This window comes from Faecalimonas sp. (assembly GCA_029264305.1).
Taxonomy (GTDB): domain Bacteria; phylum Bacillota; class Clostridia; order Lachnospirales; family Lachnospiraceae; genus Faecalimonas.
Genome location: JARICA010000020.1, coordinates 21,225 through 35,960, shown reverse-complemented (window position 1 = coordinate 35,960; position 14,736 = coordinate 21,225). Strand labels below are relative to the sequence as shown.

Below are 14,736 nucleotides of genomic sequence, written 5' to 3'. Positions count from 1 at the left end.
TCCTCCTTCAAGAAATTATTCCATTTCGTTAATATATTTTTCACATTGAGTTGTAGCAATAGCACCATCTGCTGCTGCTGTTACTACCTGACGAAGACTCTTCACACGAACATCTCCCGCTGCAAATACTCCTGGAATATTTGTATGCATATTTTCATCTGTAGGAATATATCCTCTTTCGTCTAATTCAAGACCTTTTCCTTCAAAAAGTTTTGTACTTGGTAATGTTCCAATAAATCCGAATACTCCAAACATTCCATCATCTTCATCCGCTTCAATCTTTGTTAATTCTCCCGTTTTAACATTTTTTACTGTCATTTCTGAAAGAATACCATCTCCGTTCACTTCCTCTACAACTGTATCCCACATAAAGTGAAGTTTAGGATTCTTAAATGCTTTTTCTTGAATAGATTTTGCTGCACGAAGTTCATCTCTTCTATGGATGATTGTAACTTTTCTTGCAAATTTTGTTAAATACATTGCTTCTTCAACAGCGGAATCTCCACCACCTACAACATATACTTCAAAATCTTCAAAGAAGTTTGCATCACAAGTAGCACAGTAAGAAACTCCTTTACCCATGAATTCTTTTTCACCTTTACAACCAATTGGTCTTGAAAATGCACCAGTAGCAATGATAAGTGTTTTACCACAATATTCACCTTTTGCACTAATTAATTTCTTTACATCACCTTCAAGAACCACATCATTGATTACATCAGTAACTCGGTCTACACCGAATTTTTCACACTGTTTTGTCATTCTTTCAATTAAAGATGGACCTGATTCTCCTTCTACAATCTGTCCTGGATAGTTCTCAATCTCATCAGTGATTGCAATCTGTCCGCCATCTTTTCCTTTTTCTACAATTAATGTAGACATACGGGCTCTCCCTGCGTACAGACCTGCTGCTAATCCAGCAGGTCCTGCACCAAGGATAATTACGTCATAGATCTTGCTCATAACGTTCTCTCCTTCTAGCTATTATTATTCAAAGATTGTTTGATCATCAACTTCTACTGTCAATGCATGAAGTGCTTTTTCAACTAAATTTCTACGCAATTTCTTTTCTTCATCTGCTTCTAAAGCAGGATTTCCAAGTGGATGCGGAATTGCTACTGCAGGAACAATTCTGTTTGCTCCAACTGTCATTGAGATAGGAGTTACTGTACACACATGAACTACTGGAAGTCCAGCACCTTCTACACCTTTTACCATCGTTGCGCCGCAACGTGTACAAGTACCTCAAGTAGAAGTTAAAATAACTGCATCTACTCCATCATCAATAAGTTTCTGTGCAAATTCTTCTGAAAATGCTTTTGCAGAGGCAACTGCTGTTCCGTTACCAACTGTTGTATAGAATTTATTGTGTAATTTTCCAATTACTCCTTCTTTTTCCATATCACGAAGAACATCTACTGGCAATACACGGTCAGCATCTTCATTAGCATATACTGGATCATATCCACCGTGTGCTGTTTCATATGTGTCTTCTGTCAAATCCATAACTCCTGTAATATCATATTCACCATAGTGAGAAGCGTTTGAACTTTCAATATGATCTGGATTTCCTTTTGGAACAATACCACCTGATGTTACCAAAGCAATTGTTGCTTTAGATAAATCTTTAATTGGAGGCATTGGTGGAACTCTATCAAATGCAGGCATTGGATATTCTGTTGTAAATGGTTTGTCTGCCAATTTCTTTAACAACATATCTACCGCACGTCTTGAACCACGTTTTTCTTCAAAGAAGTTTACACGAACACCATTTGGCATATAATGATCTTGGCAAGATGCACCAATCGCTTCGCCTTTTGCTAATTTTAATGCTAAAGGTGCCATATCTGCAACTGCTGCTCTCATGCCTGCTGCACTATTTTTTGTAGGTACTGTGTATACTTTATTTTTAAACATATCAGCACCAGGATTTTCTTCATACATACCTGTTACAGCTGGAATTCCCAATTCTTCTTGAACCGCCTCTGCGATTGTACCACAAGCCACACCATAACGTCCAGCATTAAAGGCTGGTCCCGCAACGAATACATCTGGATTTTCTTCTTTTACCCATTCCAAAATTGTTTTCTTTGCTTCTTCAAGGTTTTCATTAAACCATGAGTCACCACATACGATTGTTGCTGTGATTTCTGCTTCATCTTTAAAACTTGCTTTAAATGCAAGGCCCGGTCCCATTACTTCTCCTTTATGAAGTTCTGCAGGAATATGAGCCATTTCTTCTCCACCAATATTAGCGAAGAATTGATTGATATAATGTACTACTTTAATCATTATCTATTTTCCTCCTTCCCTATCTTGCACTTAAGTAACCGAAACCTGTTTCATTTGTTGCTCCGGTAATTGCTTGAATTTCAACTTCAATTGTTCCGTCGTCATGCAAACTGTGTTCATTACCTCCGGCAATTGTATTTACATAATCTAATGTTCCGATAACTTTGTCAAGTTTTGGAAGAACAATTACCTGATTAGCATTTCCGCCTGTTACCACTGCATCTGCTGCTACATCTGCATCTGCTAATGATTGTGACTTACCATCACGTCCAGCATATTCGTCAGTGATAATAACAGTCTTAATTCCTTCTGCTTCGATTTTCTTACAGTTCATGATAAGGTCTGTATCTGGATTACCAAATCCTTCTTGAGATACAACAACACCATCAAGATCTAATAAACGGCATAATTTTGCTGTCCAATCAGATGAACGTTGTTTATCAGCCAAATATACATTTTCATTTGTTAAAATGTGTGCTACAAAGTTAAGTGTTTTTCCGTGTTCTGCAAACAAATCGTGTACAACTGGATTGTTTTCATGAACATATGTTGGATTTTTATCACAAGCAGATACACAGTTACCTGATACAATTGCACCATCCATAACTTCTGTTGGTGTCATCATTGTAGATAATGTTTTCTTTGCATCAACTCCGTATACATATGTGTCATGTAATAACCCCTGTGATTGTAACATCTGTACATACGCAACTCTTGGAAGCCCAGGTAATTTTTCAGCGCCTTCCATGATTCCATATGTTTCAAATACTTCTGTTGAATCTGGTGTTAATTCACGTGCTAATTCTCCAAGATATACTGCAACTCTAAATCCAGCAAATCTTACAGCTGGTTCATAATCATGTTGTTTTAATCCGTCAACTGGTTCACAAACAACAACTAAATTGTTTAATTTTGAGAAAGGTGTGTAATCAGCTCCAGGACCTGTCATATCAATAATACCTTCTTGGAATCCTACAATTTTACCTGCTGTTACAACAGCCATTCCTTTCAATGCATATGTTTTTCCTTCACCAACTGTATCTACTTTGTTGATTACTCCTGGGAATACTCCGCCTCTTCCTTCAACTTTAACTCGTGGTTCAATAACATCTTTAACAGGTGTAATTCTTACACTTTCACCTGGTCTTGCAATATCTAATTTACAACTTTTGATTTTTTCGTCCTCAAGAACGATTGCTTTTACAGCCTCTTCATCAACATAAAGCACTCCGTCTTCAATTTTTGATTCCGGACCAAATTGAATATCTTTAATGTTAATGTGCCCTAATTCTAATCTTCTCACTGTAAATTACCTCCTTTGATTTGTGTTTATATTACTTTAAGCACTTTTGCGTGCCAGAGTACCTTTTTACCATGCCGTTGCAGACGGCAATGCACTGCTAATCAGTGTATAATCAATATATTGGAAATCATCATATACATCTTCTGCATATTTATCTGATTTGAATTCAAATTTGCCACAGGCTTGAATAGCCTGTTCTATAATTTTTACCGAATTTTGGTTCAAACCTTGAATTTTTTCAGAAATCATAATAGATTTGTACGGCGTTTCATTCGGTTTAACACTTCCAGAAAGTGGATGTGTCAAAAGTTCATGCCCTTTATAAATATAATCTCGAACTTTTTTTAATGTATCTTCATAAGAAATATCTTCATATTCTACTGTGTATTCTCGTCCTAACTTTTCTACTATAAGAGGATTGTTTGTTAAAATAATAAAATTTGCTTTCATGTTTTCACCCGTCTGTCTTTTGATAAAAATGGGACGGTTTAACGCAATACTTCCTTTATTGCCTTTAAGCCGTCCCACCTGTTCCAGTGTCATTATATAACACTCGGTTCAGAGCATGGTCCGCTTTTTGCTCCTTTTGCCTGAAAGTTTCACCCAACACTGACGCTTGTTAGGCTTGCATCTTCGGCGGTCATTTGACTCTCTCACAAAAAACATCTTCCCATTTTTCTAAATCTTCGTTATTCTATTTTTTCTTTTTCATCTGATTTGGTTTAAAGTTTTGGAAATAATCGTTATGTACTTTCTTAACCATTCCACTCAATGCCCATAAACCAATAACGTTCGGAATTACCATCGCACTGTTGAAACAATCTGCCATGTTCCATACAAGATCAACTTTTTGTGCTGAACCAACAATAATACATGCTGCTACGATTACTGCATAAACTTTTACAGCTTTGCTTCCGAATAAGTACTTGATATTTGCTTCACCGAAGAAATACCATCCGATGATTGTTGAAAATGCGAAGAAGAACATACATATTGCAATGAAAATCTCTCCACCTTTTCCAAATACGCTTGAGAAGCCTACTTGCGTTAAAGCAGTTCCTGTATATGCTGCTTTTGTAAGAGGGTCAATTTTTCCAACCATGCCACTTGTAAGAATTACAAGAGCTGTTAATGTAAGAACAACAAATGTATCAATAAATACACCCATCATTGCTACAAAACCTTGTTCTACTGGATGATCTACTTTAGCAACTGCATGTGCGTGTGGTGTAGAACCCATACCAGCTTCGTTAGAGAACAAACCTCGTCCAATGCCTCGAGCCATTGCCTTTTGTACTGTCCATCCTGCCACACCACCTGCAAGTGCTTGTGGACTAAATGCACCAACAAAAATATCATGGAATGCTTTTGGAATCATATTACCATTTGCAATGATAACAATCAATGCTCCAAGAATATAAAATCCAGCCATGATTGGAACAATCTTTTCTGTAAGGGAAGCAATTCTTGAAATACCTCCAACAAACACAAACATAGCAATCGCCGCTACGATAACACCAATAATCCAAGGATTAACGCCAAACGCTGTTCCAAATGCATCGCTAATAGAGTTTGACTGTACGGCATTACCCATGAAACCTAATGCAAATACAATAAGTACTGCAAAAATTCCTGCGAGAATCTTTCCGAATGTTCCTTTAAATGCTGCTCTGATGTAATAAACAGGTCCCCCTGTTATAACACCGTCATCACCGACTTGTTTGTACTTCTGAGCCATTAATGCTTCGGCATAAATAGTAGCCATTCCTAAGAAAGCACTGAGCCACATCCAAAAGATTGCTCCAGGACCACCCATGGCAATCGCTGTTGCTGCACCAGCAAGGTTACCTGTACCAACCTGTGCCGCAATGGCTGTCGCCAATGCTTGGAAAGATGACATTCCTTCTTTGCCGGCTTTTCCGCTCTTCTTAAACAAACCGCCAAACGTTCGCTTCCAGCCTTCACCAAATCCTCTAACTTGAATGAAGCCGAGGTTGAAAGTAAACCATAAACCTGTACCTACGAGCGCAACGATAAGAATCTTATCTGCAAGTACGCCCTGAATCGCCAATACAATTTTGTTTAAATCCAAACAAATCCCTCCTCTTATAAATGTCCTTAACAGACATTGTTTATGCTATTTATAATACTGCATTTTGATAAAAACTTCAATAAATTTGCATAAATCCAATTTTTTTTGTTAATTTTTTCATAATCTTTTTGTCTAAAAGCCATTTTATAGCATTTGCTATTATAGATTTTTTCTATATTTATGCACTTTGCACATAGGCAAAAAAAGAGGACTCTTCAGTCCTCTTCTTTCGTCTTACTCACACCATACATTCGTGAATTTCTTCCTCTTCAATTCCTACTTCTTTCATTACATTTTTCACGTGATTTAATTCTGTTAATTCTGTACACCACGATAATCCACAACCTGCTGAAATGCTTCTCGGAACAGGAATCAATCTTCCTGACACTTGATATTTCTTACATGATTTTTCCATCGCCATCGCATCTGCTGTTGTATGAAATGTTACAACTAATTTTAATTCTTTTTTTCTCATTTTACTCAATTACAATTTCGAATTCCGAGCCTTTCTCTGTAGAAACTGCTTTCTTTCCGTGATCTTTTGCGTATTTTTCTACATTTGTCTTTTGATGTGGTTCACTCACCAACACTTTAACAGGACCTTTGACTATTTTTAACGCTTCCGCTGTCAACATAATTGGTTCTGGACAAGAAAGTCCTCTTGCATCTACTTCTTTCATATTTTTCCTTCTTTCTTAGCGTATCATATTTTTCTTTTTATTTCTAGTTTGTTTTTCTCTTATTTCCAACAAAGGCAATTATAAACAATACCACAATACAAATAATCGCTGCCACTTTCCCTTCTACAGTTGGTCCTCCCAACACAGCAGATGTCTGTTTTGTTGCAGGAACAGCCGCTACTGATGCCAACTTCAAATTATGACAAAGTGCTGCCCCAACAAAAAGTCCAACTACTGTAATTGCTGCATCCGAAGATCCTTGTCCTGCTAAAACAAGTTGTCTTAAAGGACATCCTCCTGCAAGTGTCGCTGCAAATCCTACAATATACATTCCAAGAATATTCCATATATGTTGCGAATGTGCTACAGGATTTCCAGTAAAACTAAACGTAAAATTACCCGTTACCACATTATAAATAAGCATAACACCAAATACCCCTGCAATTACTGTAAACAAATCAAAGTTTTTCATCAAATAAATATCTCGAATGCTTCCTGCAAAGCACATCCTAGATTTTTGTGCAAATATTCCAAATACAAGCCCCCCTACTAAAGCAATCCAAATTGGTGCATGCATGCTCCCCGGTCCAGTTTGACTACTATGTAATAATGTAGATTGAAACAAAACGAGTAACAACAGTCCAACTAAAAGAAAAGGTAAAACCACTCCACTTGTTTTATTCGTTTCATGGGATCTTCCTAAACTAAATCCTTTTTTCAGTGCTATAGAGCCTGTAATAATTCCTCCAACAAAACCAATTAAAGCTACATATGCATTTAAATCACCAGATGACATACGAATTACCATACGCAGTGGACAACCTAAAAACAATAACGATCCAATCATAATCATTATCCCAAGCAAAAAACGAATCATCGGTGAGGAACCTGCCGTGGAACGATATTCTTTTGTTATTACAGAAATCACAAATGCTCCTAATACAATACCAATAATTTCTGGCCTTACATATTGTACAACTGCCGCCTGATGCATTCCTAATGCTCCTGCCGTATCACGAATAAAACACGCAACACAAATAGCCATGTTTCCTGGATTTCCTGTCGCAGCTAAGATGACCGCTACAATTCCACAGATAATCCCTGCGATACCTAATTTCACTTTCGAATCTGATAAATTCATTTTCTTTCCCCCTTACTCTTCTTGTGCTAATTCTTCAATCGCCCGAATTGCAATTGCAATTTCTTCCTCTGTATTATAATGAGAAAAACTAAATCTAACTGCGCCTTGTTCTACGGTTCCAAGTGCCTTATGCATAAGTGGTGCACAATGTGCACCTGGTCTTGTAGAAATATTATATGTCATAAGCAGTTCATCACTTACTTCAGAGGAATCATATTCTCCAATGTTTAATGTTACGATTGGACACCTCTTATTTGTACTAAAATCCCCATATACTTTTATATTTTGTATATCCTTCACTCCATAATAGAATTTCCACATCAACGCAAGTTCTTTATCTCGAATTGTTTCCATACCTATTTTTTGTATATAAGAAACACCTGCTCCAAGTCCAGCTATTCCATGTCCATTTAGTGTTCCAGCCTCCAAAGCCGTAGGCATTTCCTGTGGATGATGTATATTATATGTATCCACTCCACTTCCACCACATTTCAATGGCTTCAAATTTATTCCACTTCTAACATACATCCCACCTGTCCCCTGCGGTCCTAGCAATCCTTTATGACCTGTAAAACAAAGAATATCAATTCCCATCTCTTGCACATTAATCGGATAAACACCTGCTGTCTGAGATGCATCTACAATAAATCGTACCCCATGCTTTTTTGCTATTTTCCCTATTCTTTTTATATCAAGCATATTTCCTGTTAAATTAGACGCATGCGTACACACTATCGCTTTCGTATTTGGTTTGATTTCTTTTTCAAAATCTTCATAACGAATCATTCCCGTTTTATCAGCCGAAAGTATAGTTAATTCAATTCCTTTTTCCTCCATCTCATACAACGGTCTTAATACTGAATTATGTTCCATCTGCGTTGTTATTACATGATCTTTTGGTTGTAAGAAGCCTTTAATTGCAATATTTAAACTCTCTGTAGAATTACTCGTAAATACAATTTGTTTCGGACTTTCCGCTCCAAAAAATTGTGACAAAATTTCTCTTGTTCCATAAATTGTTCTAGACGCATCCAATGAAGCACTGTGTGCTCCTCTTCCTGCATTCCCCATAGAATTCATCGCCCGTACAACCGCATCGAGAACTTCTTGTGGTTTGTGCATGGTTGTTGCCGCATTATCCATATATATCATATTTTTGTCCCTCTTCTCTTCCGTTGTTGTTTTTATTATACCTCTGCTCTAAATCCTAGTCTAATCGAAAACTATAATAAAAGCAGTATACTTATAGTTTTTTTCTATAAGCACACTGCTTTGTTTTAATTACTATATATTTCTTTAACCATTTTTATAAATTTTTCTATCACATGGGATAATTTAATATCCTTGTTATATACTACATAAATATTTCTAATATTTTCTCCTTTGGTTAAAGGAAATCCTAAAAGTTTTCCAGATTCTATTTCTCTTTTGGCTGCTAATTTAGAAATAATCGATATCCCCATTCCGTTTTCGACTAAACATTTAATCGTTTCTTGGTTTTCAATACTAGCAACGATATTCAATTCTCCTACATGAATTCCTCTTTTTTTCAATTGCTTTTCTGCTTCTTTTCTTGTTCCAGAACCTTCTTCTCTCATAATAATCGGTTCTTCTTGAATCCATTCAGCATAATTACCAGCATTTTTTAAAGTTCTAAAATGTTCTTTATTTGGTGTGATTACAATTAATTCATCTTCATAAAATGGTAAATATCTACATTGTTTTTTATCTAATATAGTTCCTGTAAATCCTATGTCTGTTTTTCGATTAATAACTTCTTCCACAACATGAGTACTATCTGTTTCTCTTATTTCAAACTGTTCTTTTGGATATTTATCATTAAATTTAGCAATTATTTTCGGAAGCAAATACTGGGCAGGTATGGTGGAAGCAGATATTGTAATACAATTTTTTCTTTTTTCTTCACAGAAAAATATATCTTCAATTTCTTTTTCTATGCACACCATTTTTTTTGCACATTCATAAAGTTTTTTTCCTTCAACAGAAAGTTTTACTTCTTTTGTGTTTCTAACAAATAAACGTGCATTCAATTCTTTTTCTAGAGAAGATATATGTGCACTAACTGTTGGTTGAGTTAAATACAACTCTTTAGCCGCTTTAGAAAAACTTTGCTTTTCCGCAACATATACAAATGCCTCCAATTGTTTTAAATTCATTAGTATGCTACCCTTTCACTTTCTGTTCCATTTCGCTTTGTTATTTTTATACTGTCCATATATTCTACAATTAATTTAGCATTTTTTCTGCTTGTTTCCAAAGCATCTCTAATTTCTGCCATCGTGATTAAATTTTTTTCTTTAAGCAACGAACAGATAATCTCTTTTGAATGTTCTATGTAAGTCGTAAGCGTATACAATTCTTCTCCTAATTTAATAATCTTTTTTTCTTCCACAAGAAGTAAAAGAATATCTTCCACCACATCAAATGGTACCGTGCCAAAATCCACTTCGGAAACTTTTGGAAAATCGAGCTTTGCTTTTTCAAATGTATCTAACAGTTTTTCTTCCACTTGCTGATATACATAATCTTTCGCAATTTCATGCTGTGGAAGGCTCAAAAACTCATTTTTTCTTTTCATCACACCTTCCGCCACAAGACTTTCTAAATATAAATCAAATACATTTGGCTTCACTTTTTTAAGAAAAGTCATATGGATTTCTGCTTTTTGCATCCCATAACGATACAAATGTATCGCATGATATTCTTGTAATGTTTTTATCATTTGATTTTGCAACGCTTGATCATTTTCTTTGTGCCAAGTATAACTATCTTTTTTCATATGAAAAACTTTAATAATTCCCTTGGCTTGCAAAGTTTCCACATCTTTTTTCACTTCATCCAAAGATAGTGCTGTCATTTTTGCCAATTCTCCTACAGTAAGCATCTCATCTTTACTATTTCGAATATGCATTTCGATAATATCTTCTGTAGAACCAGATTCTTTTCGTCTTAACTCTTCGATCACATCTTCTTGGAAACGTTTTTTCTTCGTCGGGTTTGGTTCAATAACAACACCTCCACCAATGGTTTCCATAGGTGAATAAAAACGAACAATAAATTTATCCCCTCTTCTAAGGGCAATTTCTTCCTCTAGTCTAAGTTGTACATATCCACTTTCTCCTGGACCAATCTCCTCTTTATCAAGCAATACTGCTCGACATAAAATTTCACTTGTCCCTGTAAATAAATGCAATCTTGTGTGATTTGTTAAAATACGCATAGAAGATGGTAATATATTCATTTTCACATCCAACAGCATTGTATTTTTCATATTATTCGGTGGCGCAAGAACACAACCTCTATGTATCTCATTCTTTTTCATATTAGAAATATTGATTGCCACACGCTGTCCCGCATAACACTTATCTACATTTTCTCCATGTACTTGAATACTTCTAATTTTACATTCTTTTCCTATTGGATACATCTGTAAAGTATCTTCCTTACATATTGTTCCTGCAAGAAGCGTCCCCGTAATAATCGTCCCAAATCCCGATATCGAAAATACACGATCCACTGGAAGTCGAGGAATCGTATATATATCTTTCTCCACAACTTCATCCGAAGTTAATCGTTCTATTGTTTCAATTAATTCTGGAATTCCCTGACCTGTTGCCGCTGAAACTTTTACAACTGGTGCTTTTTCAAGAAAAGTTCCTTGTAATTCTTCCTGAATTTCTTCCTCCACAAGTTCAAGCCATTCTTCATCCACCAAATCACACTTATTCAATACAAGTATGCTTTTTTCAATGCCTAATTCACCTAAAATATCCATGTGTTCTCTTGTTTGTGGCATAATCCCTTCATCTGCGGCCACTACAAGCATAACTAAGTCCATTCCAACAACACCTGCTACCATGTTATTGATGAACTTCTCATGTCCTGGGACATCAATAATCCCAACTCTATCTCCACTTTTCAAATCAAAATAAGTAAATCCCAAATCAATGGTAATTCCTCTTCTTTGTTCTTCTTCCCAACGATCTGTGTTTCTTCCCGTCAGAGCCTTTATCAACGTTGTTTTCCCATGATCTATATGCCCCGCTGTTCCAATAATGATATTTTTCATATCCGTTTAGCCTTTCTTATCGCCTTCTATTAGGCTTTTTCTTCAAAAATATTCGATTCTTTTAATTGTTTCGCAATTGTCTTGAAAAATCTTTGTTCAATTGTACGAACATCTAGTACAATTTTATCGTTCATTGTGCGTGGAATAATTGGAATTGGTAAATGGCGCATTCTTTCTTCTAGTTCTGCTGTTGTAATATGAAGTGGTTTTATTGTAACCGCCATACTTGCAATCCGTTCAAGTGGAAGAGATCCTCCACCTATCTGTGATTCACATTTTTCCAATGCAATTTCCGCATCCAAATTCATTTTCCGCAACATTCTCTGTAAAGATTTCGCCCTTTTCGTTACCTCTTCCAATGATTCTGTAATCATATGTAACGCAGGAATATTCTTAATAGCCTTTTCTTCGGAAAGATATTCATGTAAAATCACATCCAAAGTAGTTGCTGTAAATTTATCTATACGAAGAGCTCTTGTCATCTGATTTTTCTTCATCCGATCAATGTATTCTTTCTTTCCGACAATAATTCCCGCTTGTGCTCCCCCTAGTAACTTATCCCCGCTAAAACACACAACATCAGCACCATGACGAATTGAATCCTGCACTGTTGGCTCATATGCCAATCCGTATTTACTTAAATCAATGAGTACTCCACTTCCCAAATCCTCTATAATTGGAAGATGATATTGCTTACCAAGTGGAACAAGTTCCTCTATTGGAACCGTCTCTGTAAAACCTACAATTCGATAATTACTTGTGTGTACCTTCAGTAAAGCGCCTGTTTCCTCTGTAATGGCTTTCTCGTAGTCAGAAAAATGTGTTTTATTCGTTGTCCCTACTTCTACAAGAACTGCCCCACTTTGCTCCATTACATCTGGGACACGAAACTTTCCTCCGATTTCTACTAATTCGCCTCTTGATACGACAATTTCTTTTCCTTTTCCCAATGTACTTAAAATAAGCATTACTGCAGCTGCATTATTATTTACTGCCATCGCAGCTTCTGCACCTGTAATCTTACAAAGTAGTTGTTCAAAATGCGAATATCTTTCTCCACGTCTTCCTTCTTCTAAATTATATTCCAAATTAGAATATCCTGTTGCAATTTCTGCTATATACTGCATATGTTTCAAACCAATTGGTGCTCGTCCTAAATTTGTATGTAAAATTGTTCCTGTACCGTTAATTACACTTTTTATATCTGGCGTGTTTATTTGAATAATATGTTTTTCTATATTTTCTATAAGAGTGTTTATACGAGCCAAAGCACTTTCTTCTTCTTCGCATTCTTTAATATATTCTCGGAGTAAATCCAATTCTTCACGAATGGTTTCTACAACCATCTCTCTTCCATAAATATTAATTAATTCCTGTATCTTTTTCTCTTCTAAAAGGATATCCACTTTAGGTATATTGCGATATAAAAGATTTTTGTTCATTGTTCCTTCCTGCTAACAAAGACGTATCAGTTTTTCGTCTTTTTCTACTACCTTTCCGATAATTGATACTTTTGTATCCATTTTCTTTTCTTCAAATTCTTTCATAATACTTTCCACTTCTTCTGGAGGAACGCTAAGCAAGAGGCCCCCTGATGTCTGTGGATCATATAATAAATCTACATAATGTTCTTCTACTTGTGACAAATCAACCTGCTCTCCTGAATATCCTCTATTCTTATAAGCTCCAGCTGGTACAAGTCCCATTTTTGCATAAGAAATAGCATCTTCAAAATAAGCAATGTCTTTAACATGTATTTCAAATGTTACATCGCTTGCTACAGCCATTTCAACACAATGTCCTAAAAGTCCGAATCCTGTAATATCTGTACATGCATTTACATGATGGGTTTCTACAACCTCTTTTGCCTTTTTATTTAAAGACGCCATTGCAATAGTAACTTCTTTAATCGCCTTCTCTGAAGCCATCTCTGCTTTTATTGCCGTATTAATGATTCCGTTTCCAATTTGTTTTGTTAAAATAAGAACATCCCCTGGCTTACAGCCATAATTTTTAAAAATTTTATCAGGATGTACAAACCCAGATACACATAAGCCATATTTAGGTTCATCGTCTTGGACAGAATGTCCGCCGACTAAAATTGCCCCAGCTTCCTTTACCTTATCAGCACCACCTGCTAATATTTCTCCAAGTATTGATGGATCAAGACAATTTGGAAATCCCACAATATTTAATGCAATTTTAGGTTCTCCTCCCATCGCATATACATCACTTAATGAATTGGCTGCTGCAATTTGTCCAAACATATAGGGATCATCTACTATTGGGGTGAAGAAATCGACTGTCTGAATAAGAGCAATGTCATCTGTTACCTTGTAAATAGCAGCATCATCTGAAGTTTCAATTCCTACCAACAAATTATCATCTTGAAATTTAGGTAACTTACTCAAAACTTGAGCAAGGGTCTCTGGACCTATTTTAGCTGCTCACCCTGCCGTCTTTGTCATCTGTGTTAATTTCATATTCGAATTCATCTATCTTCTCCCTTCCCTTTATTGTTATGGTTGTACAATTTTTGTTGCTGTTGTCATCTTCTCTACAATTGTATACATATTTGTCACAGAACCAACTTCTAATTGTTCTGTCAAATTATAATAATTCAAACAAGTTCCACAAGTTAAAATTTCTACTCCTTGCTCTTCAAGATATTTTAAATCTTCAAGGCAATCCGAACCTGCTGCTGTAAGTGTAGCCCCTCCATTATAAAACAACATCGTCTTTGGAAGTGTATCGAGTTGTGTCACCGCAAAAATAAATCCCTTAATAAGGACTTTCCCTAATTCATCGTTCCCACTTCCCATGCGGTCTGAAGAAACAACAATAACCATATTCTCTTCTTTTATTTCATCGAAGTCAGCTTGGTTTACTTCTTCTTTTAATGCGCCATTCATTTCAATTGTCACTTTATATTCCTGTTCCGTTACTTTCTCTGAACTAATTACTCCACCTAAGGACGAAGCCATTTTCGTTACATTCTGCACTGCAATCTCATTATCAACAGACACTTCTATTACTTCTGGCCCAGTCACTTCCTGCATAACTTTTTTTGTTTTGATTACTGGTATAGGACAAGCATCTCCCATTGCATTTAATTTAATCATTCTTCTATCACCTCTT

Annotated in this window: 14 protein-coding genes and 1 riboswitch; all 14 genes read right to left on the bottom strand. The window is 35.9% G+C overall.

Annotated elements, in window-relative coordinates; all coding sequences use genetic code 11:
• Positions 1-15: 15 nt before the first annotated feature.
• The 14 genes from trxB to yedF all read right to left on the bottom strand — a co-directional run bounded on the left by trxB (position 16) and on the right by yedF (position 14,720).
• Positions 16-963 (bottom strand): thioredoxin-disulfide reductase, encoded by a 948-nt coding sequence (gene trxB / locus ACY2U7_RS06910; protein ID WP_461811955.1) that lies wholly within the window; start codon positions 961-963, stop codon positions 16-18.
• Between the two features lie 24 nt (positions 964-987).
• Positions 988-2,292: a glycine reductase complex selenoprotein B gene (grdB, locus tag ACY2U7_RS06905; RefSeq protein WP_461811956.1), complete on the bottom strand. Its 1,305-nt coding sequence runs from the start codon at positions 2,290-2,292 to the stop codon at positions 988-990.
• A 19-nt stretch (positions 2,293-2,311) separates the two neighbouring features.
• Positions 2,312-3,595, bottom strand: coding sequence for a glycine/sarcosine/betaine reductase component B subunit (locus ACY2U7_RS06900; protein ID WP_461811957.1), 1,284 nt, complete (start codon positions 3,593-3,595; stop codon positions 2,312-2,314).
• A 66-nt stretch (positions 3,596-3,661) separates the two neighbouring features.
• Positions 3,662-4,138, bottom strand: a complete 477-nt coding sequence (locus ACY2U7_RS06895; RefSeq protein ID WP_461816110.1) for a GrdX family protein — start codon at positions 4,136-4,138, stop codon at positions 3,662-3,664.
• Between the two features lie 25 nt (positions 4,139-4,163).
• Positions 4,164-4,263: riboswitch (glycine riboswitch) on the bottom strand.
• 26 nt (positions 4,264-4,289) lie between these two features.
• Complete coding sequence (locus ACY2U7_RS06890; RefSeq protein WP_461816109.1) at positions 4,290-5,687, bottom strand: alanine/glycine:cation symporter family protein; 1,398 nt, start codon at positions 5,685-5,687, stop codon at positions 4,290-4,292.
• 238 nt (positions 5,688-5,925) lie between these two features.
• Positions 5,926-6,162 carry a putative Se/S carrier protein gene (locus ACY2U7_RS06885; RefSeq protein ID WP_461811960.1) on the bottom strand — a complete coding sequence of 79 codons (237 nt, stop codon included), beginning with the start codon at positions 6,160-6,162 and terminating at the stop codon, positions 5,926-5,928.
• 1 nt (position 6,163) lies between these two features.
• Complete coding sequence (locus tag ACY2U7_RS06880; protein WP_461811961.1) at positions 6,164-6,367, bottom strand: sulfurtransferase TusA family protein; 204 nt, start codon at positions 6,365-6,367, stop codon at positions 6,164-6,166.
• A gap of 43 nt (positions 6,368-6,410) precedes the next feature.
• Positions 6,411-7,508: a YedE family putative selenium transporter gene (gene yedE / locus ACY2U7_RS06875; RefSeq protein WP_461811962.1), complete on the bottom strand. Its 1,098-nt coding sequence runs from the start codon at positions 7,506-7,508 to the stop codon at positions 6,411-6,413.
• Between the two features lie 12 nt (positions 7,509-7,520).
• Positions 7,521-8,660 (bottom strand): aminotransferase class V-fold PLP-dependent enzyme, encoded by a 1,140-nt coding sequence (locus tag ACY2U7_RS06870; protein ID WP_461816108.1) that lies wholly within the window; start codon positions 8,658-8,660, stop codon positions 7,521-7,523.
• 125 nt (positions 8,661-8,785) lie between these two features.
• Complete coding sequence (locus ACY2U7_RS06865; RefSeq protein WP_461811964.1) at positions 8,786-9,685, bottom strand: selenium metabolism-associated LysR family transcriptional regulator; 900 nt, start codon at positions 9,683-9,685, stop codon at positions 8,786-8,788.
• Complete coding sequence (selB, locus tag ACY2U7_RS06860) at positions 9,685-11,598, bottom strand: selenocysteine-specific translation elongation factor (protein WP_461816107.1); 1,914 nt, start codon at positions 11,596-11,598, stop codon at positions 9,685-9,687. The genes ACY2U7_RS06865 and selB overlap by 1 nt, the downstream gene beginning before the upstream one ends.
• 29 nt (positions 11,599-11,627) lie before the next feature.
• A complete protein-coding gene (gene selA, locus ACY2U7_RS06855; RefSeq protein ID WP_461816106.1) occupies positions 11,628-13,040 on the bottom strand; it encodes an L-seryl-tRNA(Sec) selenium transferase in 1,413 nt (470 codons plus the stop codon).
• A gap of 12 nt (positions 13,041-13,052) precedes the next feature.
• Entirely contained in the window at positions 13,053-14,093 is a 1,041-nt protein-coding gene (selD, locus tag ACY2U7_RS06850) for a selenide, water dikinase SelD (RefSeq protein WP_461811967.1), read from the bottom strand.
• A gap of 24 nt (positions 14,094-14,117) precedes the next feature.
• Positions 14,118-14,720, bottom strand: a complete 603-nt coding sequence (gene yedF / locus ACY2U7_RS06845) for a sulfurtransferase-like selenium metabolism protein YedF (RefSeq protein WP_461811968.1) — start codon at positions 14,718-14,720, stop codon at positions 14,118-14,120.
• Between the last annotated feature and the right edge of the window lie 16 nt (positions 14,721-14,736).